Source organism: Massilia sp. CCM 8734 (assembly GCF_011682155.1).
GTDB classification, from domain to species: domain Bacteria; phylum Pseudomonadota; class Gammaproteobacteria; order Burkholderiales; family Burkholderiaceae_D; genus Telluria_A; species Telluria_A rubra.
Genome location: NZ_WHJI01000002.1, coordinates 82034 through 102596, shown reverse-complemented (window position 1 = coordinate 102596; position 20563 = coordinate 82034). Strand labels below are relative to the sequence as shown.

The 20563-nt window shown below is 58.3% G+C and carries 40 protein-coding genes and 1 tRNA gene; 11 read left to right on the top strand and 30 right to left on the bottom strand.

The genetic code is table 11. The annotated features are described in order from the left end of the window. Nucleotides 1-146: 146 nt before the first annotated feature. Nucleotides 147-959 carry a hydroxyacylglutathione hydrolase gene (gloB, locus tag F2P46_RS02665; protein ID WP_166884977.1) on the bottom strand — a complete coding sequence of 271 codons (813 nt, stop codon included), beginning with the start codon at nucleotides 957-959 and terminating at the stop codon, nucleotides 147-149. 27 nt (nucleotides 960-986) lie between these two features. On the opposite strand from gloB, the gene F2P46_RS02660 reads away from it, so the two are divergent. From F2P46_RS02660 to F2P46_RS02645, 4 genes are all read left to right on the top strand, one after another. Further along, nucleotides 987-1760, top strand: a complete 774-nt coding sequence (locus F2P46_RS02660; protein WP_166884976.1) for a class I SAM-dependent methyltransferase — start codon at nucleotides 987-989, stop codon at nucleotides 1758-1760. Between the two features lie 17 nt (nucleotides 1761-1777). After that, entirely contained in the window at nucleotides 1778-2215 is a 438-nt protein-coding gene (gene rnhA, locus F2P46_RS02655) for a ribonuclease HI (RefSeq protein WP_099879445.1), read from the top strand. A gap of 71 nt (nucleotides 2216-2286) precedes the next feature. After that, nucleotides 2287-2991 carry a DNA polymerase III subunit epsilon gene (gene dnaQ, locus F2P46_RS02650; RefSeq protein ID WP_166884975.1) on the top strand — a complete coding sequence of 235 codons (705 nt, stop codon included), beginning with the start codon at nucleotides 2287-2289 and terminating at the stop codon, nucleotides 2989-2991. A gap of 37 nt (nucleotides 2992-3028) precedes the next feature. Continuing rightward, a tRNA-Val gene (locus F2P46_RS02645) sits at nucleotides 3029-3103 on the top strand. 87 nt (nucleotides 3104-3190) lie between these two features. Here F2P46_RS02645 and F2P46_RS02640 read toward each other — a convergent pair. The 24 genes from F2P46_RS02640 to F2P46_RS02530 all read right to left on the bottom strand — a co-directional run bounded on the left by F2P46_RS02640 (nucleotide 3191) and on the right by F2P46_RS02530 (nucleotide 14051). After that, entirely contained in the window at nucleotides 3191-4192 is a 1002-nt protein-coding gene (locus F2P46_RS02640; RefSeq protein ID WP_166884974.1) for a site-specific integrase, read from the bottom strand. 244 nt (nucleotides 4193-4436) lie between these two features. Beyond that, nucleotides 4437-4661 carry a hypothetical protein gene (locus F2P46_RS02635; protein ID WP_166884973.1) on the bottom strand — a complete coding sequence of 75 codons (225 nt, stop codon included), beginning with the start codon at nucleotides 4659-4661 and terminating at the stop codon, nucleotides 4437-4439. Next, nucleotides 4658-5005 (bottom strand): hypothetical protein, encoded by a 348-nt coding sequence (locus F2P46_RS02630; protein WP_166884972.1) that lies wholly within the window; start codon nucleotides 5003-5005, stop codon nucleotides 4658-4660. The genes F2P46_RS02635 and F2P46_RS02630 overlap by 4 nt, the downstream gene beginning before the upstream one ends. Beyond that, nucleotides 5002-5292, bottom strand: coding sequence for a hypothetical protein (locus tag F2P46_RS02625; protein WP_166884971.1), 291 nt, complete (start codon nucleotides 5290-5292; stop codon nucleotides 5002-5004). The genes F2P46_RS02630 and F2P46_RS02625 overlap by 4 nt, the downstream gene beginning before the upstream one ends. Continuing rightward, a complete protein-coding gene (locus tag F2P46_RS02620) occupies nucleotides 5289-5942 on the bottom strand; it encodes a hypothetical protein (protein ID WP_166884970.1) in 654 nt (217 codons plus the stop codon). The genes F2P46_RS02625 and F2P46_RS02620 overlap by 4 nt, the downstream gene beginning before the upstream one ends. Next, complete coding sequence (locus tag F2P46_RS02615; protein WP_166884969.1) at nucleotides 5939-6205, bottom strand: hypothetical protein; 267 nt, start codon at nucleotides 6203-6205, stop codon at nucleotides 5939-5941. Before F2P46_RS02615 ends, F2P46_RS02620 begins: the two co-directional genes overlap by 4 nt. Next, on the bottom strand, nucleotides 6202-6594 hold the full coding sequence (locus F2P46_RS02610; RefSeq protein WP_166884968.1) for a hypothetical protein: 393 nt from the start codon (nucleotides 6592-6594) through the stop codon (nucleotides 6202-6204). The genes F2P46_RS02615 and F2P46_RS02610 overlap by 4 nt, the downstream gene beginning before the upstream one ends. Nucleotides 6595-6597: 3 nt before the next feature. Beyond that, nucleotides 6598-7389, bottom strand: coding sequence for a hypothetical protein (locus F2P46_RS02605; protein WP_166884965.1), 792 nt, complete (start codon nucleotides 7387-7389; stop codon nucleotides 6598-6600). Nucleotides 7390-7421: 32 nt separating this feature from the next. Next, nucleotides 7422-7859, bottom strand: coding sequence for a hypothetical protein (locus F2P46_RS02600; protein WP_166884963.1), 438 nt, complete (start codon nucleotides 7857-7859; stop codon nucleotides 7422-7424). A 2-nt stretch (nucleotides 7860-7861) separates the two neighbouring features. Then, the gene (locus F2P46_RS02595) at nucleotides 7862-8143 is read right to left on the bottom strand and encodes a hypothetical protein (protein WP_166884961.1); all 282 of its coding nucleotides are present in this window, start codon (nucleotides 8141-8143) and stop codon (nucleotides 7862-7864) included. 2 nt (nucleotides 8144-8145) lie between these two features. Then, complete coding sequence (locus F2P46_RS02590) at nucleotides 8146-8763, bottom strand: lambda exonuclease family protein (RefSeq protein WP_166884959.1); 618 nt, start codon at nucleotides 8761-8763, stop codon at nucleotides 8146-8148. Continuing rightward, entirely contained in the window at nucleotides 8760-9503 is a 744-nt protein-coding gene (gene bet / locus F2P46_RS38510) for a phage recombination protein Bet (protein ID WP_166884956.1), read from the bottom strand. The genes F2P46_RS02590 and bet overlap by 4 nt, the downstream gene beginning before the upstream one ends. A gap of 20 nt (nucleotides 9504-9523) precedes the next feature. Further along, nucleotides 9524-9646, bottom strand: a complete 123-nt coding sequence (locus F2P46_RS38180; RefSeq protein WP_267875818.1) for a hypothetical protein — start codon at nucleotides 9644-9646, stop codon at nucleotides 9524-9526. Then, the gene (locus F2P46_RS02580; protein ID WP_166884955.1) at nucleotides 9646-10005 is read right to left on the bottom strand and encodes a hypothetical protein; all 360 of its coding nucleotides are present in this window, start codon (nucleotides 10003-10005) and stop codon (nucleotides 9646-9648) included. Before F2P46_RS02580 ends, F2P46_RS38180 begins: the two co-directional genes overlap by 1 nt. Continuing rightward, nucleotides 10002-10241: a hypothetical protein gene (locus tag F2P46_RS02575; RefSeq protein WP_166884953.1), complete on the bottom strand. Its 240-nt coding sequence runs from the start codon at nucleotides 10239-10241 to the stop codon at nucleotides 10002-10004. The genes F2P46_RS02580 and F2P46_RS02575 overlap by 4 nt, the downstream gene beginning before the upstream one ends. Then, the gene (locus F2P46_RS02570) at nucleotides 10238-10537 is read right to left on the bottom strand and encodes a hypothetical protein (RefSeq protein ID WP_166884951.1); all 300 of its coding nucleotides are present in this window, start codon (nucleotides 10535-10537) and stop codon (nucleotides 10238-10240) included. Before F2P46_RS02570 ends, F2P46_RS02575 begins: the two co-directional genes overlap by 4 nt. After that, the gene (locus F2P46_RS02565) at nucleotides 10534-10716 is read right to left on the bottom strand and encodes a hypothetical protein (RefSeq protein ID WP_166884949.1); all 183 of its coding nucleotides are present in this window, start codon (nucleotides 10714-10716) and stop codon (nucleotides 10534-10536) included. The genes F2P46_RS02570 and F2P46_RS02565 overlap by 4 nt, the downstream gene beginning before the upstream one ends. Then, nucleotides 10713-10952 carry a hypothetical protein gene (locus F2P46_RS02560; RefSeq protein ID WP_166884947.1) on the bottom strand — a complete coding sequence of 80 codons (240 nt, stop codon included), beginning with the start codon at nucleotides 10950-10952 and terminating at the stop codon, nucleotides 10713-10715. Before F2P46_RS02560 ends, F2P46_RS02565 begins: the two co-directional genes overlap by 4 nt. Beyond that, nucleotides 10949-11629: a hypothetical protein gene (locus F2P46_RS02555; protein WP_166884945.1), complete on the bottom strand. Its 681-nt coding sequence runs from the start codon at nucleotides 11627-11629 to the stop codon at nucleotides 10949-10951. Before F2P46_RS02555 ends, F2P46_RS02560 begins: the two co-directional genes overlap by 4 nt. Nucleotides 11630-11646: 17 nt before the next feature. Continuing rightward, the gene (locus F2P46_RS02550; RefSeq protein ID WP_166884943.1) at nucleotides 11647-11976 is read right to left on the bottom strand and encodes a hypothetical protein; all 330 of its coding nucleotides are present in this window, start codon (nucleotides 11974-11976) and stop codon (nucleotides 11647-11649) included. A gap of 380 nt (nucleotides 11977-12356) precedes the next feature. Then, complete coding sequence (locus F2P46_RS02545) at nucleotides 12357-12578, bottom strand: hypothetical protein (RefSeq protein ID WP_166884941.1); 222 nt, start codon at nucleotides 12576-12578, stop codon at nucleotides 12357-12359. A gap of 497 nt (nucleotides 12579-13075) precedes the next feature. Next, nucleotides 13076-13303 carry a hypothetical protein gene (locus tag F2P46_RS02540; protein ID WP_166884939.1) on the bottom strand — a complete coding sequence of 76 codons (228 nt, stop codon included), beginning with the start codon at nucleotides 13301-13303 and terminating at the stop codon, nucleotides 13076-13078. Nucleotides 13304-13386: 83 nt separating this feature from the next. Next, a complete protein-coding gene (locus tag F2P46_RS02535) occupies nucleotides 13387-13599 on the bottom strand; it encodes a hypothetical protein (RefSeq protein ID WP_166884938.1) in 213 nt (70 codons plus the stop codon). Further along, nucleotides 13596-14051, bottom strand: coding sequence for a hypothetical protein (locus F2P46_RS02530; RefSeq protein WP_166884936.1), 456 nt, complete (start codon nucleotides 14049-14051; stop codon nucleotides 13596-13598). The genes F2P46_RS02535 and F2P46_RS02530 overlap by 4 nt, the downstream gene beginning before the upstream one ends. Before the next feature lie 631 nt (nucleotides 14052-14682). Between F2P46_RS02530 and F2P46_RS02525 the strand changes: the two genes are divergently transcribed. The 3 genes from F2P46_RS02525 (at nucleotide 14683) to F2P46_RS02515 (ending at nucleotide 15386) form a co-directional block, all read left to right on the top strand. Further along, nucleotides 14683-14928, top strand: a complete 246-nt coding sequence (locus F2P46_RS02525) for a hypothetical protein (protein ID WP_166884935.1) — start codon at nucleotides 14683-14685, stop codon at nucleotides 14926-14928. 82 nt (nucleotides 14929-15010) lie between these two features. Continuing rightward, nucleotides 15011-15211, top strand: a complete 201-nt coding sequence (locus tag F2P46_RS02520; RefSeq protein WP_166884933.1) for a hypothetical protein — start codon at nucleotides 15011-15013, stop codon at nucleotides 15209-15211. Further along, entirely contained in the window at nucleotides 15201-15386 is a 186-nt protein-coding gene (locus tag F2P46_RS02515; protein ID WP_166884931.1) for a hypothetical protein, read from the top strand. Before F2P46_RS02520 ends, F2P46_RS02515 begins: the two co-directional genes overlap by 11 nt. Before the next feature lie 76 nt (nucleotides 15387-15462). Here the strand turns inward: F2P46_RS02515 and F2P46_RS02510 are convergent, their stop codons facing one another. From F2P46_RS02510 to F2P46_RS02495, 4 genes are all read right to left on the bottom strand, one after another. Then, nucleotides 15463-16263: a hypothetical protein gene (locus tag F2P46_RS02510; RefSeq protein ID WP_166884929.1), complete on the bottom strand. Its 801-nt coding sequence runs from the start codon at nucleotides 16261-16263 to the stop codon at nucleotides 15463-15465. Between the two features lie 201 nt (nucleotides 16264-16464). Then, entirely contained in the window at nucleotides 16465-16782 is a 318-nt protein-coding gene (locus F2P46_RS02505) for a hypothetical protein (RefSeq protein ID WP_166884927.1), read from the bottom strand. An 87-nt stretch (nucleotides 16783-16869) separates the two neighbouring features. Next, nucleotides 16870-17112: an Arc family DNA-binding protein gene (locus F2P46_RS02500; protein WP_208296481.1), complete on the bottom strand. Its 243-nt coding sequence runs from the start codon at nucleotides 17110-17112 to the stop codon at nucleotides 16870-16872. A gap of 600 nt (nucleotides 17113-17712) precedes the next feature. Continuing rightward, on the bottom strand, nucleotides 17713-18219 hold the full coding sequence (locus F2P46_RS02495; RefSeq protein ID WP_166884925.1) for a helix-turn-helix transcriptional regulator: 507 nt from the start codon (nucleotides 18217-18219) through the stop codon (nucleotides 17713-17715). Nucleotides 18220-18323: 104 nt separating this feature from the next. Here F2P46_RS02495 and F2P46_RS02490 point away from each other — a divergent pair, with 104 nt between their 5' ends. Further along, the gene (locus F2P46_RS02490; RefSeq protein ID WP_166884923.1) at nucleotides 18324-18647 is read left to right on the top strand and encodes a helix-turn-helix domain-containing protein; all 324 of its coding nucleotides are present in this window, start codon (nucleotides 18324-18326) and stop codon (nucleotides 18645-18647) included. 87 nt (nucleotides 18648-18734) lie between these two features. Here F2P46_RS02490 and F2P46_RS02485 read toward each other — a convergent pair whose 3' ends face one another. Then, entirely contained in the window at nucleotides 18735-19010 is a 276-nt protein-coding gene (locus tag F2P46_RS02485; RefSeq protein WP_166884921.1) for a hypothetical protein, read from the bottom strand. 102 nt (nucleotides 19011-19112) lie between these two features. Here F2P46_RS02485 and F2P46_RS02480 point away from each other — a divergent pair, with 102 nt between their 5' ends. The 3 genes from F2P46_RS02480 (at nucleotide 19113) to F2P46_RS02470 (ending at nucleotide 20532) form a co-directional block, all read left to right on the top strand. Then, nucleotides 19113-19805 carry a hypothetical protein gene (locus tag F2P46_RS02480; RefSeq protein WP_166884919.1) on the top strand — a complete coding sequence of 231 codons (693 nt, stop codon included), beginning with the start codon at nucleotides 19113-19115 and terminating at the stop codon, nucleotides 19803-19805. A gap of 169 nt (nucleotides 19806-19974) precedes the next feature. After that, nucleotides 19975-20271, top strand: coding sequence for a hypothetical protein (locus F2P46_RS02475; protein ID WP_166884917.1), 297 nt, complete (start codon nucleotides 19975-19977; stop codon nucleotides 20269-20271). A gap of 54 nt (nucleotides 20272-20325) precedes the next feature. Then, entirely contained in the window at nucleotides 20326-20532 is a 207-nt protein-coding gene (locus F2P46_RS02470) for a hypothetical protein (protein ID WP_166884915.1), read from the top strand. Nucleotides 20533-20563: the final 31 nt, after the last annotated feature.

Sequence of the window (20563 nt, the reverse complement as noted above, 5' to 3'; positions counted from 1 at the left end):
GAGCAGTATACGTTACCGAAGTAGCTCGGAAGAAAGAATTTTGGCGATTCGATTAAAATTCCCGTTCAGGGTACGGGGAGCGCAATGGGCAGGTGCGTCCGGCAGCCGGAGAGGCAAGCGTCGCCTGCGTGCGACGCCAGGCGCCGCTAAAAGGTGTTTTTCCAGGTGCGCAGGGCGGCGAAGGCGGCGCCGGGCGGGGCGTGCGGGTCGAGTTTGCCGAGGGCCAGGAGGTTGGCGACGATGCCGGGCTGCTCGTCGCGCAGGAAAGGATTGGTGGCTTTTTCCAGCCCGATGGTCGAGGGCAGGGTGGGGACGCCACGCGCGCGTTTGGCGGTTTCGGCGGCGATGCGCTCGGCGATGAGTTCGTTGTCCGGCTCGGCGGCGGCGGCGAAACGCAGGTTGGCGAGCGTATATTCGTGCGCGCAATACACGGCGGTGTCGCTTGGCAAGACCAGAAAGCGGGCCAGCGAGGCGCGCATTTGCGCGGGCGTGCCTTCGAACAAGCGCCCGCAGCCGCCGGCGAACAGGGTGTCGCCGCAGAACAGCCAGTGCCCGGCGGCCTGTTCGCGCAGGAAGGCGATATGGCCCAGGGTGTGGCCGGGCACGGACAGCACGCGCAGGGCCAGCGCCAGGCCGGGCACGTCGACCAGGTCGCCATCGTCGAGCGGCACGGTGACCGTGGCGATGGCTTCGGCGCGCGGGCCGTACACGGCAATGGCGGCCGAACCGGAAGCGTGCGCGAGCAGGCTCGGTACGCCGCCAATGTGGTCAGCATGGTGATGGGTGAGTAAAATGGCGGTGAGCGTGAGATGATGCGCGGCCAGGGCCGCGATGACGGGCGCGGCGTCGCCGGGGTCGATCACGGCGGCGTGGACGCCATCATGGATCAGCCACAGGTAATTGTCCTTGAACGCGGGAACGGCGAGCACGCTCAAGGGGCGCGGCGTCGGATTGGTCATAGTGAAGGTGTCGGCAAAGGGGGTGGCATGGATAGCGCGGCATCCGAAAAGTCCATTATAGCGCTCGACGGCTGGCTGAAGACGCCGGCGGGCGCCTACGTGCGCGCGTGGGAGCAGGCTTGCCTGGACCAGTTGACGGCCGATATTTTCGGCTACAACGCCGTGCAGATCGGCTTGCCGCAGATCGATGCGCTGGCGGCCAACCGCATGCCCAACAAGTGGCAGGCGGCCACCCGCACCTCGTCGCGCGAGCAGGTGGCGCTGGGGTCGGGCAAGCGCCAGATCGCGGTGGCGCTCGATTTTGCCGAGTTGCCATTCGCTTCGCAAAGCCTGGACCTGGTGGTGATGCCGCATGTGCTCGAATTCGCGGCCGAGCCGCACCAGGTGCTGCGCGAGGTCGAACGGGTGCTCATTCCCGAAGGCCAGTTGATTATTTGCGGCTTCAATCCGGCCAGCTTGTGGGGGCTGCGCCAGGGTTTGCGGCGGGTGACGCGCTCGCCTTACCTGCCGGTGGCGGGGGAATTCATTTCTATGCCGCGTATGAAAGACTGGTTAAAATTGCTGAACCTGGGCGTGAGCCGCAGCCATTTTGGTTGCTATGCGCCGCCTTGCCGCACCGCGCAATGGCTGGAGCGCTATGCGTTCATGGAGCCGGCCGGGCAGCGCTGGTGGCCGTATCTGGGTGCGGTGTACATGGTGCATGCGATCAAGCGGGTCAAGGGCATGACCATGATCGGTCCGGTCTGGAACAAAAAATCGGCATCGGCCGCGCAAGCGGTGCCTGCCACCAATCGGAAGTAAAGACAGAGAAAGCCAGGATGAGTAAAGTAGAGATTTTTACGGACGGTGCATGCAAGGGCAATCCGGGTACCGGCGGCTGGGGCGCCTTGCTAGTGGCCGATGGCCACGAGAAGGAAATCTGCGGCGGCGAATTGAACACCACCAATAACCGCATGGAGTTGCGCGCCGTGATCGAGGCGCTGAGTATTCTCACGCGGCCGTGCGAGGTGGTGTTGCACACCGACAGCCAGTATGTCCAGAAGGGCATTTCGGAATGGATCCACGGCTGGAAGGCGCGCGGCTGGAAAACTGCGGCGAAGGAGCCGGTCAAGAACGAAGACTTGTGGAAGGCGCTCGACCTGGCCCAGGCGCAGCACGCGGTGGAGTGGAAGTGGGTGCGCGGACACAATGGGCATCCGGGCAACGAGCGCGCCGATGTGCTGGCCAACCGCGGCGTGGAGACGGTCCGCCGCTGAGCGGGCCACGGCGGGGGCGCGTGCGCTTTTGCTATACTGCGCGCCTTGTTTCATTTCATTTCCAGACTGCCATGCGCCAAATTGTCCTCGATACCGAAACCACCGGCCTGAATCCTCGCACGGGCGACCGCGTCGTCGAGGTGGGCTGCGTCGAACTGCATAATCGTATGCTCACGGGGAATAACTTCCACCGTTACATCAACCCGGAGCGCGATTCGGACGAGGGCGCGCTGGCGGTGCACGGCTTGACCACGGAATTCTTGCGCGACAAGCCCAAGTTCGCCGAGATCGCCCAGGAATTGCGCGAGTACATCCAGGGCGCCGAAGTCATCATCCATAACGCGCCCTTCGATCTGGGGTTCTTGAACAACGAGTTCAAGTTGCTCGGGCTGCCGACCTTCACCGAGCATTGCAGCGGGGTGATCGATACCCTGGTCAACGCCAAGGAAATGCATCCAGGCAAGCGCAACTCGCTCGATGCGCTGTGCGACCGCTATGGCGTGTCGAACGCGCACCGCAAGCTGCACGGGGCCTTGCTCGATGCCGAGTTGCTGGCCGATGTGTACCTGTCGATGACGCGCGGGCAGAACAGCCTGTCGATGGATGTCGAGGAAGAGGCGGGCGAGGGCGGCGGCTTGCTGGAGGCGGTGGCGCTGGCCGAGGTGATCGTGCTGGCCGCCAGCGCGGACGAGCTGGCCGAGCACGAAAGCGTGCTGGGCGGGCTGGACAAGGCGGTCAAGGGAAACTGTATTTGGAGAAATTACGCAGAAGCGTGACGTTTTGCGAAACGTATGTCATAATACGCCCCGCTTCGGGAGGTTAGCTCAGGGGTAGAGCACTGCATTCACACTGCAGGGGTCGCAAGTTCGAAACTTGCACTTCCCACCAAGAATACGCAGTAAAATCAGCAAGTTAGAAGAACGCCGACACTCTGGATTGTCGGCTTTTTTTTGCCTGTGTAATTTGCTGGTGTAATTATCCTTTGTTCTGTACCAGGCTCGACAGCTTATCAAGCGCCGCGCGCTGGGCGTCCACCTGCAGGTGGGCGTAGCGCTGCGTGGTCTGGACATTGCTGTGGCCAAGAATCTTGCTGATCGTGTACAGGTCGACACCGAGGCTCAGCATGATGCTCGCGCACGAGTGCCGCAGGTCGTGAAAGTTGACGTGCTCCATGTGCGCCTTTAGCCGGGCGCGCCGCCAGGATGATTTCATGCCGTCGACGCTAATCGTAAGCGGAAAATACTCCAGCCAAGGCCGCAGCGCCGGGATGATCGGGATCACGCGCATGCGCAGCGTTTTCGTATGGCTTGCGGGAAGGGTGATTGTGTCCACGCCAATATGCTCACGCCGGATTTGAAAAATCTCGCCGCGACGCGCCCCCGTCAATAATGCCGCCCAAATAGCCGCCTGCGCCTGCTCGGTGCAATGTTGTGCAATTTGGCGTACCTCCTCGACATTGAGAAATACCTCGCGTTTATTGTTCACCGAGACGGTCTGGATTCGCAAGCCATAGTTTTCAGGAATTAGGCGCTGGCGCCAAGCGATAGCCAAGCCCTTCTTCGCGCAAGCCAGGGATCGGTTGATGGTTGCCGGTGCGTAGGCCGGCTTCAGCTTTTTCGTCTTCGGGTGCTCTACTAGTTGCCGCATGTCCTTAATTACGTGGTCTGCGAACTCCTGCGCCTGGCTGGCCTTGTATTTGCCCACCCAGGGCCCAAGGCGCTTCGCGTGATATTCCGATGTCTCCGCGCTACGCAGTGTTTTCGAATGCTCGACGTAGAGCGCCATGACGACGCTCATTGGCGGGTCCCCGGGAATGTTGACCTCTTTCGGCGCGCGCGCCACCGCGCTCCGAATCTCCGCTTCTACGAGCTTGGCATCACGCGTAGTTGCACCTTCCGGCAAGACTCGGTGAACTCTTTTCCCGCCGACCATAACGCCGACGTGTTTCCTACCTTTTGCATCGTCCCAGATGGACATTGATAATTCTCCTTTAACCACATTTTGCATTCGTTCATGTCGTATCGTTTCGACCGTTTGCCTACCGGAGTGAACGGCAGCCCGGCATACTCGAGCCGGCGAATGGTCGACTCGCTGACCCCGAGTGCCGCGCATATCTGTTGTCTGTTCATTTCACTGGTCGTGCTCGCAGGCTTCTTGCTTGGGGCGGAGTCCATCGTGGACACCAGCTCGGCGATCCGCCGCATTTCCGCTTCGCTCATGTTCATTGGTCATCTCCTCTTTTTAACGGCACGATCGGTTCGTCCGCCTTGATCATTTCGACCCTCTTGTGCAGCGCTGCGGAGAGAGCAGGCCCGCAGTGCTTCGCCGGCTCGCCGGTCGGGATCGGCCGCGACGACTTTTCTGCTAGAGAAGAGGCGTAGCAGAGCGAACCCTCTCGGAGGTTTTCGCCAGCCAGGTCGGCGCCTGTCAGTTCAGATACTTTCATACCGCACCCTCCTGTTTGACCGCCTCAATTGCCGCCGCCCACACGCGATCCCCGTCCTGGTGCGTCATTTCGCGAGGTTTGATACCAGATGCTTCCAATTGATCATCGATTACGTCCTCGATGGCGCTGACAATAGCGGCTGTGGCCGCGACCGGCACGAGCGCCATCCCGGCCGGCGCGCCGCGTGCTGCCTCGGCGGTCAAGCGATCGATCACCTTCGCTAGTTCCTCGGCGTGTTTGGCGGCGTACAAATGCAGGTGCGTGCTATCGAACAGTGGCCCCAGGTTCGGGTGGTTGATCAGCGGGGCGGGTAAATCCGGCAGGGTCAGGTCGTGGGTGGTCATGCTGCACCGTCCTTTCCTGACAACGCTTGCGCAAGGTGGGCGGCCCCGGCACTAGTCAGCTCAAAGTCCCCACGGCACCCACAGGTACAGCCATCGATCAAGCCGCGTCGCAACAGCATGTTCATTTTGGAGAGCACCAGCTTTCTCGGCGTTCCGGGCGGCATAGCTTTGACAACGGTGTTGTCACAATCGAGGTTAAACCAAGTGCCGTTCCGCTCGCGTAGCGCCGCTAGGAATAGCAGCACGGGCACGCCCGGGATGTCCTTGCATTGCTTGTTGCCGATCATGACGCACCGTCCTTTCCTGCCATACCTAAAACGGTAACGGGCCATTCTCTTGGTTCTGGATCAAGAAAATTCCAAACCTTTAGCCCTTTATCGTCGTACCCAGCAAAGCGTGCTGGCATTGGTTTGCACTCCCAATCCGTAGTTGTATCGGGGTCATTTGTAATGACTACCATGTAAAATTTACCAACGATTAATTGTCTTTCAATCATGGAGTCGCCAAAAATCACTACGCGCTTACTTGGCTTTGCGAGGTCCGGCGCTTCGACTGCTGGCTCTGCTGCTACAGGGGCGGCGAACAGGGGCGTGATCTTCCGACCCTTGCGCTTCCAGTAATTAGCGAGCACTGGGTCGTTGGTAAGCTCTTGATCATGAGGCTCCAGCAGGCCCCACGCCACCGGCTCCGCATGCCCTGCTGGCCGGGGAGCGCGGCGGGCGGCTTGCGCGTACTCCCGCATGTGGTCGGCGGTGAACACGGGCTCGGTCGCCGACCCCTCGCTGTGTCCGCAGTCAAGAAACACTGTTGCCTTTATGTTGTAATTGCGGCCACGATACTGCGCCGTGCGCGAGCGGATATACTCAACATCGCCCGGCGACATGTAACCCAGCGGCGCCGGCAGCTCGCGCTCTTGCGCGTTAATGGTGGCGGTCATGCTGGCTCCTCTGTTATCAATAATTCCAAGCCTTTCCTGCTGATTGAGTAGCCTTTGTACGATTCAATCAGCCCACGCTCGCGGAGGCGATACAGGAATTTACCAGCGAACAGTGCCATGCCCTGCTGCGAAGGGCGCGCCTTCCGATTCTCGCTGGGGATTGCCTCTAACAAGAGGTGACCGACAGCAGACGGGTAGTTGATTTTCCCTTTGTCGCGCAGAATTTCAAGGGTCTTGCGTTCGTACGGACTCAAGGTGATCATCCCTCGCCCCCGTTCTCTGGCTGCGCTGGGGGTGGCGGAATTTCAAGCCCGCCAACGGTGTATCCGCGCTTCACGCACGCCGCCTGCGCAGCTTCCATCAGCGGCGAAAACTCAGACAGCGGCGATGGGTAGTGCTTGCGCTTCTCATCGCTCATACTTGCCATGTACTCGGACATGGAGCAAAGAGCGCGCACGACGTCGAGCAAGTCGTCGCTTTCATCGATTCCCGGTTGCGCGGGAATGTCCTCCGCAGCCGCCACCAGTGCCGCAGCAGCGTGGCGCGCATCGCGGTGGCCGAGCTTGTAGGCGTTCATGCATTCGCCCGTTTTGCGTGGGCACAGGTCCATGTCGCACGACAGGCTCATAATTTCATCGTGTAATTTGCTCACGGCTCACCCCTTGTTGTTGAGACTGCGGATAGCGGCGGCAACAGCAGTTTCCGGGCTTTCGCCTTTGATCAGATGGCCGTTTGGAAGGCGCGCCCACCACCCTGACGAGAGAAGCTGCGGGAAGCCATGCGTGATGCAGTATTGCCAGTACTCGCCGTCCACCGCAGCCTTGCGCACGTCCGCTGCGCCCGGGCCGTTGTGGTCTTGGTAATCCGTGAGGCGATCATTGGCGACGTCAAGTTGCCTGCGCAAACGAGCGATCAAATCCGCTTGCTCTGCCGCTTTAGCTGCGGTGCTGGCGGGCTGGGCGGCTTGATCCAGAAGGAAATCCCCCGAATCTTGTCCGGTTACTTCGGCCAGCGCGGCAATGACGCTCTCGATATGTGATTGGCGTCCATACCCACGTGGAAGGCGTCGATACAGCCAGCCGATTGCGCTCAGAGTATCCGTCAGCGCCGCGCCACTTGCTACGGGCTGGGCTGCTAGGACGGCACGATCTAACACGCAGTCGATGATTGCACGCACTGTCAGTCCGTGTACGTTGGAAGGGAACAGCCCCTCAACATACTGCCTGTCCTTATCCGTCAGCGCCGCGCCACTTGCCGCAGGCGCATCCGGCACCACGCGCTGCTGCTCGCACGCCGGGCAATACCGGGTGCTGCTGCCGGTGCGCGGGGCCGGTGTGCCGTCCAGCGCGTGGCCGATGATATCCAGCACCTGCACCTTCGTAGGCAGCGCCTCGCCCTTGATATACAGGCGGGCGGCTTTCAATGCGTCTATCAATTCGTTGTTCATGGTCATCCTCATTGTTGTTGTGCGTGGGGTGCTCATGCTGTAGCGCCCTTGTATTTCATATATGGCTCGCGGATCAGGCTGTGAAAGCGCATTGCAGCCGCCTTATCGGTGTCCAGCTTCTTGCGAGAGTCGATACCGCACGTGCTCAGCACAAACGCCTTGGCATCGTCCGCATTTCCTGTTACTCCAATCGCCCAGTCGATGAAGTCGGGTGCCGCGCAGAAGTTGCAGGCCATGATGCAGAGCATGCCGGGGCGCTGTTTTTCCTCGGGCGGCTGCTCAACATCATCCGTAACCTGCGCCATGATCGCGGCGATGCGCTGGCCGGCCATGCCCTTTTTCGCCAGTGTCAAGTCTTTGAACGCATCTAAGTCGGCCACATCCGCGAGTTGGAATGTCACGGTAGCGCCGCCTGTAGAGGTATCGGACCAGCGCAGCAACTGCAATTCACCTCGGAAGATCGTGCTCATGATCAGAAAGGCGGCAGATCGTCGTCAATCGAGCCAGCGGGCGGTTGGTAGCCCTTCGGCGCTGGCTTGTCGTGCCCTGTCGGCGCGGCCGATTCCTGCGTATCCATCCGCTTGAACGAAACCGACTGGTATCGGCCCTTTGAGCTTTCCTTAGTCCAGGCGTCGAAGAAGTACATCACGCCGTCGATCATGGCCTTGCCGGTCATATTCGGCTTGTTGTCGCCCTTAACCTTACGTTCGTTCTTGAAGAGGCTGCCGGAGTTGTCTCGCTGTTCGTATGCCATGATTAAGCTGCTTTCGTAGTAATGGTGATGATTTGTGCTTCGACATCTGCCAGGAATTTGATGACTTCTGCTTCAAGCGTGGCGATGTACTTCTCGTTTCGCGCGATGCGCTCGATATACAGCCGGAAGTCAGGCGTAGCGCGTGGGTCGTAAGAGACAAAATCCCACCATTCACGGCCAACCACCCACATACAGCCCTGCACCTGGGCGACATGCGCCTTTGGCATGCCGTCGCGCCATGTGGCCATGTGGACCGCGCTGTTGGCTGGGCACTTGCTTTCGTAACCGCCCTTGGTGCCAATAAGCCCATCTGGCGAACAGCCCACGAAAGGAATCGTCGGGTGCTTGACGAAATCTGACTCGATCACGATCACGCCGGTTTCTACTTCATATGCCGTGCGCGCCAGTGGCTCGGATTCTTTGCCCCACTGCATGGCCTGGCTCGATGCACTCTCGGTCGGGCGCTTGTAAAGCCGCTCTGTGACCAGCTGCATGAGGTAGTCTTCGCGCGACTTGAGCGGCACGCCCTTGGCACTTACCGCGAGAATATCTGCGAAGCGCGATGCCGAAGCATGGCCCAATCGTTCAAGTAGCCATTCGGCTGTCCCTTGGTTGCTCATTCTTCCACCTCGATAACTTTGTCAGTGCGGGCCTTGAACGACTGAATCTGTTCGCTCGTGAATGAGGTGCGCTCATCCTTCGTTAGTTTTGCCCATGCCTCGGAAAACGCGGTGTAGCCGCGATCAGCTTCTGCTTCAATTCTTGCCACCAGCTCGGCACTGGCTGGGGTCCGCGTCGCCTCAGATTCCACAACAATGTCGGCAGGCCGCGCCTTGGCCTGCTGCATTGGGCTTTCAACGATGCGCTCGGCTTCGTCTAGGTCATAAATGCCAACGTAGCCAAACGCCAGCCTGGCGCACTGGATCAGCGCCTTGTGCCGCAGCATCCGCTTCGGGTGGCTCTGCCATGGTTTTACAGGCCTTTTGCATTCCGATAGCCATTCGGTGACCTTGACCGGGTGCGAACGGTCCTTGCGATGAATGATGCAGGTGCACGATTCCTCATCCTGCATGAAGTCCATGCCGTCGAATTGAGGGTGGCTGTTGATGATGCGCGACCAGCCGTCAACGCCAACGACCGGGACGATGCCGTTGTTTTGGTCGGGGAAGGCGTAGATTTCCTTCGTCCAGGGGTTCAGGCCGTACTGACTGGCGACGATCAGCAGTGCGGACATCTGCGCATCGCTGACCTGGCCCTTGAACGCCGTTGCCTTGAGCACGGTGGTGAGGTCGTCCGAATCAGGAATCGAAAATTGTGCCGCGAGCTGTGAGACTTGCTTTACGACGAGTGCGTTTGACATCTGTTGCCTTTCTGCCGGGACTATGCCGGCGTGGGATTGACTGCTTGCTCCTGTTGTTGTTCAATCTGCCCGTGCTCGTCGGCTTCTGCCGCTACCAGCAGCAGGCCCAGCACGATCACGAGGGCGGTGAAGAAGTCGCGCATTACATTGCCTCCCCGATGGCGGCAGCGGCGCGGACGATGGCGCGGCGGGTAGCGGCGCAAGGGTCGGTGCCAAATGGCTCGCGCGAAAATTCCATGTCATCCTGTTCCGGCAAGGCGCTGGCGCGAGTGTTTGGACGGTCGATTTCGAGGTAGAGGCCCAGCTTCACAGCCAGTCTGAGCGCGTCGCCGTCGTCGGTGAGCGGGTTCCACGGGAAAGACCGCTGTCCATAGTTGCGCGGGCTGCTGCCATTCATCAGAAAGTCGCGATTTATCGGGTCTTCGAAACGGCTGCGCTGCACTTCCATGCCCGCCGCCTTCGCGGCCAGCTCCAACAGCTCGGGGTCGGTCAGCGCGCTCACAGCACCACTCCCAGCTCATCGCACACGTACGCCTTGACCAGCTCCGTGGCGCGCTCGGTCAGGCCGAACTTGAGCGCGTAGTAGATTTCGTGCAGCGGGTGGTGCTCTTCGCCGCCGAGCGGTGGCACCGGGCTTATGGCACCGCGAATGGCCAGCTCGTTGCGCAGCTCTTGCGTGGAGAAGTCGGAAATATCTGCATCCTCAATTTCGACTTCGACTTCGATCATTTTTCTCATGGTGCGACTCCGGTTGCCTTGGCAATGGCGGCTTCTGCTGTTCGCCACGCCGATGGGAGCATTCCCTTGCTATCAATAAGCGCCGCCAGTGCCTCAAGAAGCTCCGGTGCGGCGGCGATCAGTCGAGCGTTGGCCTCAAAGTTTTCCCAATTCAGTCCGGCACGCGCAACTGCGTCATCCCATTCGACAGCATCAATCCGCCCCTTTCCCAGTTGGCACTCTGCAAAAACCGTATGCGCCATGTCATCGCCATCCTGAACGCAAACAATCCACGGCCCCGGTGTATGCGCGCTCATGCAGCCCTCTCAATCGCGCGGCGACGCTCGGCCAGGCGCAACTGGCGCCGGAACGTCTGGCTCTCCAGTTCGTGCAGGTACACGCGCTCCATCTGGATATCGGTGATGGCGCTGTGCAGGCGTTCAATCTTGCGGGTCAGGTAGCGCACGCGTGCGGCGCGGATCAGGCGGGCGATCACAGGACACCTATTGCGGTCAGGGCGTTGCGGGCGGCGGTTTCAGCGTTTTCGTGAGCCTCCCAATTTTTCGCGAGGTCAAGAACTGGGTTGCTGTTCGACAGAGCGATGCGAGCCAGTTTCAGTGCCGCCGCCAGTTGCGCAATCTCGGCATTCGCCTGCGTCAGCGCTGCCGCCAGCATCTTGCGGTGGTTGCGCTCGGCTTCCAAGTCGGCCACCAGTTTGTCGCAGGCGATCATGGCGCTTCCTTGGCTGCGAGAATCTCGTCGTCGATCCTGCGGCGCACCCATGCCACGAAGTTCGCCACAGGGCCGTAATATTCGAATGACGTTGCGATGACCGGGTTTCCCTCGGAGCAATCGAAAAACTCGATGTTGAAGTTTACCGATTCCAGCCAGCGATACCTCGCCGCATCGAGCTTTTCCTGCTCGCTCAGGCCGGCCGGCGATGCCGCAAGAATGGTGCGGGCAAAACGCAGGCAGTAGTCGTCTGGGTCAAGCTCGTAGCGCGTCGTGCCCATGCCGATCTTGCTGGCGATCTGGCCGATACGCTCATCGCTCAGGCCGGCCGGTTGGGCGGTGGCGGCGGCGCGGGCGGCGTAGTTGCGGACGCGCGCATCAATCGTGTCGTAGATCGCACGGCGGATGACTCGCGCTTGCTTCTTGCTCAGGCCCGGCTCCGACAGGCGTTCAAGGTCTTCGCGGAAGTTTGCGTAATCGCGGACGCTGCCGATAGACTCGCTCGGCGCTGCCTGCTGCACCGGGGCGGGGGCGGCTTCGAGCATGCGCGACCAGATTTCCCGGTGAATGCGCGCAACCTGGCCGTCGGTGCGCAACGCGCCGGGCGCCATTACCATTTCTTCGGTCGGCTCGACCGGAACCATCTTCCAGTCACTCGGCAATTTCGTATCTTCCATCGCTGCTCTCCCTGTGGTTATTTCGTTGGTGCGGTGCCAGACAGCCATTCGCCGTGCGCCTTGAGAACTCTGGCTGGCTGCCACTTCGACCAGTCGGTCAAGATGTCCGCCAGGTCGCGCGGCGTGGTGCCGATACGCTCAGCTTTCGCCGCGATCAGATCGGTGTTGGCCAGGAGCTCGGCCAGCGCGACCTTTGCGGCGGCCTTTGCCGTGCGGTGGGCCTTGGCGACCGACTTGCGTTCAGCAGCCGCCGCTTTTGCCGCAGTGGCCTTGTAGGCATCGAGCTGGGCGTCGATGTCGCCGCGCTTGGCAAGCGGCACGTTCAAAATTCCGTGATCCAGTGACATGCTGCTCTCCCTGTTATTTGCGCCGGCATCCCGGCAAGTGGAAACTGCTTCTTCTACTGCCGCTGCCGGCTCGGAGCAGGCTTACATTAAAGCTGTTACGGGGTGGCCCCGCCGTATGGCGCATCGGGGAGGCGCACAGAATCTTTGAGAAGTTGCTGGAGGTAGACAGTCATGAACCGAGGCTTCCCTTCCTGCTGCATATCCGTGTGGCCGCCAGGACGGCGATCAACAACGACCCAAACTTTTTTTGAGGTAACGTGCTCCCAACGGCTGTGAATCGGCGCTTGTGCTGGCTTACCCATAATCTTCTCCAAATAGCCCCTTGCGGGACGATCCCGGCAAGTGGAAACTGTGTAGTGGCCGCTCGGTGGCCAGAAAATCTATTCTTCGACTAACAACAACGATGAACCGTCGACCTTGAACTCGACCGCAATTCCTGAGTTGCTTTCCCATTTGCTGATCGTCAACGAGCCTGTTTTCCTGACGTCCTCAATTGCGTTTTTGATGACTAATTCGCCGTATTCGACCCCACGCTCAAACAAGCGCTCTGGTTTGTAGTTACCTATGAGCGCTGAGCGCACTTGGAAAGCGAGGAAGTCCATCACTCAGCAGCGGCCAAGATGGCAGCATGTACTGCGATTGACGGAGCGCCTGGAAGCGCATCCTTCGCCAAGTTTGCATAGGTCCAACCATCAACGTAACCAGCCAAGAGGGCCGCAGTTTCAGTCTCGTTTTGACTACAGGCTGCGACGATGAAAGCGTTGTTCAAAGCAGGTGCGCACGCCCTGCCTGCGCTGAATGCTTTTACTCCTTCAATTCTTGCTGCGGCTACCTTCATGATCTGCTTTCAGTAAGTGCGCCAGGCGGCGCTGTTATTTGAAGTGGTGTCCGGTGCTGATCTCCGGCTCAGGTCGTTAAGGCGTCATAGACCACCCGCCAAGTGCGCATCAGCCTGCGCATTCACCACAGAGCAAGGGGCTGGTCACAATCTCCAGCTGCTTCAAGGCCAGTCTCCGCTTTGGCTGCGCGAAGATTGAGGCGAAGTTCACGCCCGTCCCTTGCTCTCTGGCAGCTGGTTACGCCAGCCAGGCGGTGGCGCTTAGGCCGACAGAGATGCGCGCATCCGCGCCGTACGCTGGAGTCGCTTCAATGCGGCCTTGGCGAAGTGATCGGAGAGCGCGCGAGCAAACATGCCCTTGCCAGGACGGCTGGCCCGGACGTTGGTCGTGTCGCCCTTCGATTCCCAATTCAGGCGCTTGACCGCCAGGTTCGCGGCAGCGCGACGGATTTTGTAGGCGGCGAAGGATTCGTTTTCTTTGCGTTGCATGGTTAGCTCCAGTTGTGTTTGTGGTTTCCTGCACCCTCAAAGCCACCTCAAGGGTGGCGATGGATCGGCGGGGTGGGATGGGCTCATTGGCCGTTGCGCACCTGGCGCTTGATCATCTCGTCGATCGCGCGGCGGGCCTTCTCAAGCAAGGCAGGGTCCGGGTCCATGTAGTCCGCAATGACATTGATTTCGCCACGGTGGTACGCACACTCCCAGCCGTCCGGGGCAGTCACTTTTTCAACGGCGCGGATCAGGTTGTCCAGGGCGATGTTGCCCATTTCGTTGATGGTGCTCATGCCATTGCCCGGTCGTGTGCAGCGCGGTCGGCGCGGGCTTCGGCGAAGGAGGTGCGGTGCGCGGCTTCCTGGCGCTCGATTTCTTTGGTGGCGGTTTTCTCGGCGTCGTCGGCGATGCATGCGCGCACCAGGTCGGCGTACATCCGGCCGGTCGTCGGGTCGCCGCACGACATCGCGGTGCGCAACAGGTTTTCGCCGACGCCGGCCTCGCTCAGCTTGTCGCCGATAACGTTGGCGAAGTCGCGGAGCGTCTTGACGTCACCAGCCCGGATCAGTTCGATGGTTTCTTTGGCGATCCGCGTGGCTTGCTTGGCGATCGCGGCGTTGCGCTGCTCTTCGGCGCTCATGCGGCTCACACGGCCGAAGGCCGCCTGCGCTGGGGCAAATGCGTGTACCGCGCCGTTGTGCAGATTGCCTACCGCGGCGATTGCGTCAAATTCTGCTTTACCCATTTCGCTCTCCTATCGTGCGCGCTCGGCGCTTTGGTTGTCCCGGACCAGCTCCCACCCAAGTTCCCGCCTGATCTCCTCCGGCGTCGGCGGCGGCTTTTGCTCCGCTTGCCTCTGCTTCATCCAATCCCTGACTTGCTGCGGCGAGGGGTGAGTGACCGGTGTCATGACGCGCTCCTGGTGGGTTGCTGCTGTCGATGTACAAAGTATAGAACACCTATACATTCAATGTAAAGTAAAACTATACAAATTTTTCAGAGATGGGTAGAATGCTTCTGTCGGCTGAGAATCGCTGACCGCTGACCTTGCACAAAGCAACAGGGGGTTGGGGAAAGGCAGAACTGCTACCTGGTAATTCGGGGGGGCGAAGTTTGAGATCTGCACGCGGTGGCGAAGAGAGAGCCGCGAACTGAATGTCTGTCGGATGGTGCCTCGCGTACGTATGTACGAGTCGAGCTAACGCCTGAAGGATGCAGTGGCTACACGCGTGTACTCGCGCTATAAGCTCCGCTTGGGGCTAAGGGGGCAAGAGGAAAAGAAAACGATAATGCTGAAAAAAACTCCTACGAACCGACGGGTTCGTAGCTTTGCGAAGCAAAGCGGAAATACTGGCTTATGATTGATTCGTTAACCTATGAACAGCCTTTTACTGCTGAGCATGATTTATCTAATACGCGAGGCGCGAAAAAAAGCCCCGGCATGCGGGGCGAATGGTTGGCTAAACGAGATCGCCGTCAACGTACACCACAGCCTCAAGGTGATCGTTGGGTATCACAACCCGAACTTCCTTCCCGGAAGCCGTCGTAATTTCGATGACGACGTGTCGAATTCGCGCGCCAGTATCGTCGCCAAAGAAGGATTCGACTATTTTTTCGCTTGAATCGTCCGCAGTGAAGAGCGTCGCTTGCGATGAGTTGACGAGCGGCGCGTAAATTAATACATTACCCATGAGGTTCTCCGAGATGAATACACAGAATGATCTAGCTAACGCGGCCCTGGTGAAAGTCCGTGACTACAAACTGCACTCGGCGCTTTACCAGGCGAACGGCTTTCTCTCCTACCCGCAATACCAGCAGTTTGTACGGGGCGTGCTTGATGAGTACTTCGCAAACACTCCATCTATTGAACAATTGACAACAGTGACGCCAAAAAATGAACAATGAAAAACACCCTGCGGAAGTCGCCCTAGAGCTTCTGCGAGACTTTCCTGAAATTGATGAGGCACGTATGGCTGCTGAAGGAATAGATCGACCCCAGCAGTTTCGCAAATATGCGCGCCCGATCATCGATGCCTACTTCGCGCCACTCGGTCAGAAGGTTTGCCGTGCGCTGTGCTAGAGCACAGATGAGCAGATAGCAACGGGAGCTTGGCACTGACCAGGGCATGGCGGGAGGCGGCGTGCCTTACGCCAGGTTACTTTTGCGGGTTGGTGCGCAACTCTTTGCTTACTTGTGGCTGTTGCGGCGCGATGGCAGCAGGCGCAGGTTGCGCGTAGATAATGATCGGCGCCGGCGGTGTGGATGAAGCTTTTGGGACGACGTTATTGAGCAAGAATGTCATCAGCGAAATCCCGATCACACCCAGACCCATAACAACCCCGGCCACCCACTTCACCGTATCGGCCGTGCTTTTTTGAAGCGTGGCGTCGAAGCGCGCAAAGTTAGCATCCATCTTCGACTCGATGGAGGCGATGCGGCCGTCCATCCTCGCGTCGATTGTAGCAAGCCTGCCATCTGAGGCGGCATTGGCCGCCTTGATGTCGCCGATCATCTGATTTGTGGCGGCCAGCAGTTTGGCGTCGATGTTGTCTTTGTCGGTTGTAGCGTTCATGGTCCCATCTTCTTCTTTTGCGGGTGGGGTGTCAACCGCATCAGGGGTTAGGATCGCGACTTCCTCAATCGGAGGTGTGAGCGACGCAAAATCTTTGGCCAGCGTCAATAGCTCAACGAATCGCTCCGCGCCATCCTTAGTGGTTAGATCGTTCCCCCTTACAGCATCCTTAAATTGCTCCCTTGTCGTTATTCCTTCGAGGCCAAGGTCGCGCAAACGAGCATGCAGTTCCATGGCGCGCTTGTTCTCCTGATGCGCGCCCTGGATGAACTTTTCGAAATTCTTGCCAGCACTCTCAAATTCGACCGGGCTCAACTTTGGTTGGCTATCCCGCTGTACTTCGGACCCTCGTGCGGCAGCTATCTTTTCTTTCAGCGATGCCATGATTTCCTATTAGCATTAATTAAAAATACGGGCGCCGCTGCCCATATTTGGTCCCATCTGCTCGTCTCTCACACCTAGCACAGCATCGAGTTCTTGAAACCATCGGGTTCTACAGCCACATCACCTACCGCGAATTGCCAGTCGCGCACCCGAATGCCTTCGGGGTTCCTGGCCTGCGCACTGGATGGTGCGCAGACATTTTTACTTGACGAGCCGTATGCCGCTTGTGGGCGATGCAACGCCAACCAACTTGGACTTGCGGTAGAAGTGGATCTCGCGCGCCTCACCTGACAAGCAGGCGTCCATGTCTGCATAGCCTTTTGTCATCGCCAGAAGTTTTTCCTCGGACTGTTTGTCCATCTTAGACGTCCAGGTTACGGTGACGGTATCGCGGCCGACTTGAGTCTTCGCAAACTCGCTAATCATGACCTGTACCTCTAGGGCGGCCATCTTGTTGCATGGGGCAGCAACAACGTGCCCCGCGAATAGCATGCATGCCAGGGTAGTGAGAAGTTTCATTTGAATCCTTTTGCTCGGCATGGAGGCGTGCCGATTGCGCAATCCGATCATACAGAGCGCGGTTGCCAGAATGCTCTCGAATTGTAACTATGCGATCTTATCAAGCACCCTTTGCAACATTTCTTTGATCTCAGTGAGTTCGGCCGGCAGTTGGCCAGGCGCACCAGCGCGCAGCCTAAGCAAAATTTCGGTGTTCATCGAGTGCCCGTTGCGCTCGGCTTCGGCTTGGATCTCGGCGTGAAGGTCTGGAGGTAGGCGCAAGGCTGTTTTATGTACTCGGCTTGTGTTGTTTTTTTGGTGGGCAGTGTGGTCATCGCCCAATTTTTTCACATGCAAACTCAAAGAAGTTGTGAGTGCCTTCACCCGTGAAGGCACTAAACGTTACGGTTTGTGATGATCCATGCTCACTTGCAGTACGATTTTTGTGAAATTTTATGCAGCGTGGATAAGTAGGGCGCTACCACAGTTTGATGATGTGAGAATGTGAAATAATATGCGGGAAGGATTTTTTGGAAAAAGCAAATATAACCGATGTACACGTTTTTGTTGTAACTTGCAAGAACAAAAAAAGCTGATACACTTTAATAATTGGGTAACAAAAATTGCCTTGTGTCATCTTCTTGGCGGGCTTAATCTGTATTTGCGCCCCAAACCATGTCGCTGACAGTCTCAGACCCTAGCACCCGCTCTGAGATGTCAAATTTCAACCGCCAGATGTGTTGCGGGTAGGATAACCAGAAGTCCCGGTCTACTCGCGCCCAACACATGCTCGGAAGAAATTTAATGCAAAGCTCAGAAAAGACTGTATCTCTCACAGCAAGCGAACAGATTTTGCTTGATAATTTCCGCCACATCCGGCCCGACAAGCGTGACATGTTCATCAACATGTCGCAAAGCTATCGTCGCAACTACCCTATAGAGCCACCTCGGTTACAACTTGTTCCTGCGAAATAGGAGATTCGCAACGTTTTTGGCTGCGGGGAGTTCGTTCGCTTGGTCGAGTAGGGTTTCTCGATCTGAGCGCTCTGATTCTCGGTATATGGCGATGATAGTTGCCTCAGTCTCATTAAGCCGGTCAAGCCAGGTCAAGGCGCTCTGTGCGGTGCTGCGCTCCTTGGGGGCCACTTCCAAATCGGGTTTCTTGATGTCCACCGAGGCGGCCTCAAGGGGTGGTGCCAATGTAGCTACTTGCCGCTGCCTGCCGGCGAGCGCTGCGATTACGTCATCCGGCAACCCGTGCCCTGTGATCTTCACTATGGCAACGATCTGCTGCAGACTCGGCTGATGCTTCGCAGTCTCCCAGTGGGAAATGTTGGCACGAGTATTCCCCCGCTCGCCCAACTCTAGCGAAAGCTGCGCGCCCAGGCCGGCACCAGAGAGATGCGCGGCTGTCCGGGCCTCTCTGATCCACTCCGCAATTCTGTCTTTTAGCTCCATAAACAAATCGTATAGCCATTCTAAACAAAAAAGGGATAGAAAAACTTGACATCTGCGTATAGGATTTCTATACTTGGTCAAGTTCAATAAGTTACGGCCAAAAAATGACCCCCGAAGAAGCCCTTGATAAAGCAGTTTCGTACGTTGGAACTGTGCAGAACATGGCAGACCACTTGGGTGTAACCAAGGGGGCCATCAGCCAGTGGAAGCAAGAAAAGCGTCGCATCCCCGCCGAGCACTGCCCTGCGATCGAACGCCTTACCAACCGCACTGTGCGCTGCGAGACTCTGCGTCCAGATGTCGACTGGGAATATCTGCGTCTCGTCGTTGCGGCCAAGCCCTCGCGCCGCCCAGTCCACCACCCTGACACATCGCCGCGCCGGCCCGTTGACCCATCTCAAAGCACGCTAACCCAGGACTTGCCATGAACACTGCACCACAAGACGCCGCACTGACACCTGAAGCCGTCCAGCTGGCGACGCCGGTCGAGCGACCTGGTCTTCGTCTCGTGGGGACTAACGGTCCCGAGCTTGAATTACTCGGTTCTCCACGTCAGCGAAAAAAGCGCCGAGTTGCTGAACTATTCGCGCTTGCAGTTCGATGCGTTGTTCGTCGTCCGTGACTTGCGCCGGATGTGATTTGAACTTCGCTGCGTCAATCAGCGATTCGGGCAGGGTTTTCATCGATTCCGGGTCAGCAATGAATATCTGCGCGTACAGCTGCCCGAGCAAAAATTTGTGCGTACTCAGTTTTGCCGACAGATCCATAAAGAATTCGTAGTCGTCGTCCATGGAAATACCTTCCGTAGTAATTGTTTTGTGGAAATATCAATTTAACACAATGGCGGCTTCCGCCCTAAATCGCGTTTCTTCAAGTAAAGAGCTGCCACGATCATGAGTAATATCGAAATTCACATCCCCGAGCTGGCTGCCCTCGCGGCTGCCATCGAACAGTTTCGCGCTGCCGCTGCACCGCTGGCTGCCGAGCTTCGCAAGCACACCGAGCTGCTGACCAACCTGTGCCGGCACCAGGACGACGAGGTGCAGCGTCAAGAAATGTGCGGCGCTGCGCTGCCCGGCTCCATGCGTACTGCTGAGCCGATGCCAGATGTGACAAACGTCGTGCGCGCCTCATTTGACCCCGCTTCCGGCTGTGCAGTTCCATCGATGTCCGAGGAATCGCTGAAGGCCGAGTTCTCCGAGAGCGGGCCGGCTGCAACCGACGACACCCTGGCGTTGCTCTTGGCCGAGGTGCGCAGCCTGCGTGCCGATTTCGCTAAATCGTCCAGCGCGCGTCCTATGCGGGCACTCTCATCAATCGCCGAGCGGACCAGCGAAGTCGGTCAGCGCGCAATGTCTCCTATCGACTTCAAGGTTTTCACGTACGTCACGAAGGCAGTTGGCGTTCGTCCGGCAACGTCATTTTCAGTAGTTCGATTGCTCGATTCACAGCCAGCACCTGGGCTTCCTGCATTGACAGTGTCCCTTGAAGCGGAATTAACACCTTCAGAGCAACGCGTTCTTGCTGATCTCCTGCTGTCCGTTGTACGGCGAACTCAACCTGATTCTGATCGCCCAGCGTCGTAATTGTGATGCTGTTGTATGTGAGGTCCTCATCCATGGGTGCTGCCTTTCGCGTTGATTGTTTTGTGGAATTAACAAAGTAACACGTTTGGCAATGCCCGCCCATTTGAAGTTGTAGTCGCATCACCCGCATCACCCTTTCCTTATTTTCACGATTTACAGGAGCCACACCATGACAAAAGTTCGCCGCAAGTGTTTAGAAGTGCCAACCAACGACGCGGAGTCCGCGACGTTCAAAGACTTTGCCAAGCACGTCGGAATGGCCACGGCCGTCTTCGCCCGCTTTGCGATGTTTCACTACATTGATTCGCATGATGCCAAGAACGCGCAGACGGAGGAATCCCGACCGTGTCGGGATGTTGTTGCAGCAAGCCACGCATCGTCGAAGTTTGCGCGTAAGGCCAAGCCGGCGGCGCACGCCAGGCCACGCGGAGGTTTCGGCAGCGCGCCCCGTCCTCTGCGGGTTTAAAGGCGATTTCAAGGCGCGACGCAAGGTCGCACATTTCGAACAAGAGGGAGGCACATGCATGGGCAGCTAAAGACAACCACCCAAGAAATTCTGGATCACTACCTGGCGGCGTTCGTGAAGGCGGTCGGAGATTTAAGGAACGCTACCGACGCGGACCAGAAGAAGAAAGCGCGCAACAAGAAAGCCGAGATCGAGGTCCAGCTGGTCAGGGCCTACAACAAGCACGCGGACAGCATTCTGAAACCGAAGCCGGAGCGCTGACGGTGCCCGACAGATACACGATAAACGCACG

Excerpts from the sequence above, each read along its gene's own strand:
- gloB (WP_166884977.1), bottom strand. The coding sequence starts at position 959 with ATGACCAATCCGACGCCGCGCCCCTTGAGCGTGCTCGCCGTTCCCGCG.
- F2P46_RS02660 (WP_166884976.1), top strand. The coding sequence starts at position 987 with ATGGATAGCGCGGCATCCGAAAAGTCCATTATAGCGCTCGACGGCTGG.
- rnhA (WP_099879445.1), top strand. The coding sequence starts at position 1,778 with ATGAGTAAAGTAGAGATTTTTACGGACGGTGCATGCAAGGGCAATCCG.
- dnaQ (WP_166884975.1), top strand. The coding sequence starts at position 2,287 with ATGCGCCAAATTGTCCTCGATACCGAAACCACCGGCCTGAATCCTCGC.
- F2P46_RS02640 (WP_166884974.1), bottom strand. The coding sequence starts at position 4,192 with ATGTCCATCTGGGACGATGCAAAAGGTAGGAAACACGTCGGCGTTATG.
- F2P46_RS02635 (WP_166884973.1), bottom strand. The coding sequence starts at position 4,661 with ATGAAAGTATCTGAACTGACAGGCGCCGACCTGGCTGGCGAAAACCTC.
- F2P46_RS02630 (WP_166884972.1), bottom strand. The coding sequence starts at position 5,005 with ATGACCACCCACGACCTGACCCTGCCGGATTTACCCGCCCCGCTGATC.
- F2P46_RS02625 (WP_166884971.1), bottom strand. The coding sequence starts at position 5,292 with ATGATCGGCAACAAGCAATGCAAGGACATCCCGGGCGTGCCCGTGCTG.
- F2P46_RS02620 (WP_166884970.1), bottom strand. The coding sequence starts at position 5,942 with ATGACCGCCACCATTAACGCGCAAGAGCGCGAGCTGCCGGCGCCGCTG.
- F2P46_RS02615 (WP_166884969.1), bottom strand. The coding sequence starts at position 6,205 with ATGATCACCTTGAGTCCGTACGAACGCAAGACCCTTGAAATTCTGCGC.
- F2P46_RS02605 (WP_166884965.1), bottom strand. The coding sequence starts at position 7,389 with ATGAACAACGAATTGATAGACGCATTGAAAGCCGCCCGCCTGTATATC.
- F2P46_RS02600 (WP_166884963.1), bottom strand. The coding sequence starts at position 7,859 with ATGAGCACGATCTTCCGAGGTGAATTGCAGTTGCTGCGCTGGTCCGAT.
- F2P46_RS02595 (WP_166884961.1), bottom strand. The coding sequence starts at position 8,143 with ATGGCATACGAACAGCGAGACAACTCCGGCAGCCTCTTCAAGAACGAA.
- F2P46_RS02590 (WP_166884959.1), bottom strand. The coding sequence starts at position 8,763 with ATGAGCAACCAAGGGACAGCCGAATGGCTACTTGAACGATTGGGCCAT.
- bet (WP_166884956.1), bottom strand. The coding sequence starts at position 9,503 with ATGTCAAACGCACTCGTCGTAAAGCAAGTCTCACAGCTCGCGGCACAA.
- F2P46_RS38180 (WP_267875818.1), bottom strand. The coding sequence starts at position 9,646 with ATGCGCGACTTCTTCACCGCCCTCGTGATCGTGCTGGGCCTGCTGCTG.
- F2P46_RS02575 (WP_166884953.1), bottom strand. The coding sequence starts at position 10,241 with ATGAGAAAAATGATCGAAGTCGAAGTCGAAATTGAGGATGCAGATATT.
- F2P46_RS02570 (WP_166884951.1), bottom strand. The coding sequence starts at position 10,537 with ATGAGCGCGCATACACCGGGGCCGTGGATTGTTTGCGTTCAGGATGGC.
- F2P46_RS02560 (WP_166884947.1), bottom strand. The coding sequence starts at position 10,952 with ATGATCGCCTGCGACAAACTGGTGGCCGACTTGGAAGCCGAGCGCAAC.
- F2P46_RS02555 (WP_166884945.1), bottom strand. The coding sequence starts at position 11,629 with ATGGAAGATACGAAATTGCCGAGTGACTGGAAGATGGTTCCGGTCGAG.
- F2P46_RS02550 (WP_166884943.1), bottom strand. The coding sequence starts at position 11,976 with ATGTCACTGGATCACGGAATTTTGAACGTGCCGCTTGCCAAGCGCGGC.
- F2P46_RS02545 (WP_166884941.1), bottom strand. The coding sequence starts at position 12,578 with ATGGACTTCCTCGCTTTCCAAGTGCGCTCAGCGCTCATAGGTAACTAC.
- F2P46_RS02540 (WP_166884939.1), bottom strand. The coding sequence starts at position 13,303 with ATGCAACGCAAAGAAAACGAATCCTTCGCCGCCTACAAAATCCGTCGC.
- F2P46_RS02535 (WP_166884938.1), bottom strand. The coding sequence starts at position 13,599 with ATGAGCACCATCAACGAAATGGGCAACATCGCCCTGGACAACCTGATC.
- F2P46_RS02530 (WP_166884936.1), bottom strand. The coding sequence starts at position 14,051 with ATGGGTAAAGCAGAATTTGACGCAATCGCCGCGGTAGGCAATCTGCAC.
- F2P46_RS02525 (WP_166884935.1), top strand. The coding sequence starts at position 14,683 with ATGAACAGCCTTTTACTGCTGAGCATGATTTATCTAATACGCGAGGCG.
- F2P46_RS02520 (WP_166884933.1), top strand. The coding sequence starts at position 15,011 with ATGAATACACAGAATGATCTAGCTAACGCGGCCCTGGTGAAAGTCCGT.
- F2P46_RS02515 (WP_166884931.1), top strand. The coding sequence starts at position 15,201 with ATGAACAATGAAAAACACCCTGCGGAAGTCGCCCTAGAGCTTCTGCGA.
- F2P46_RS02510 (WP_166884929.1), bottom strand. The coding sequence starts at position 16,263 with ATGGCATCGCTGAAAGAAAAGATAGCTGCCGCACGAGGGTCCGAAGTA.
- F2P46_RS02505 (WP_166884927.1), bottom strand. The coding sequence starts at position 16,782 with ATGAAACTTCTCACTACCCTGGCATGCATGCTATTCGCGGGGCACGTT.
- F2P46_RS02495 (WP_166884925.1), bottom strand. The coding sequence starts at position 18,219 with ATGGAGCTAAAAGACAGAATTGCGGAGTGGATCAGAGAGGCCCGGACA.
- F2P46_RS02490 (WP_166884923.1), top strand. The coding sequence starts at position 18,324 with ATGACCCCCGAAGAAGCCCTTGATAAAGCAGTTTCGTACGTTGGAACT.
- F2P46_RS02485 (WP_166884921.1), bottom strand. The coding sequence starts at position 19,010 with ATGGACGACGACTACGAATTCTTTATGGATCTGTCGGCAAAACTGAGT.
- F2P46_RS02480 (WP_166884919.1), top strand. The coding sequence starts at position 19,113 with ATGAGTAATATCGAAATTCACATCCCCGAGCTGGCTGCCCTCGCGGCT.
- F2P46_RS02475 (WP_166884917.1), top strand. The coding sequence starts at position 19,975 with ATGACAAAAGTTCGCCGCAAGTGTTTAGAAGTGCCAACCAACGACGCG.
- F2P46_RS02470 (WP_166884915.1), top strand. The coding sequence starts at position 20,326 with ATGCATGGGCAGCTAAAGACAACCACCCAAGAAATTCTGGATCACTAC.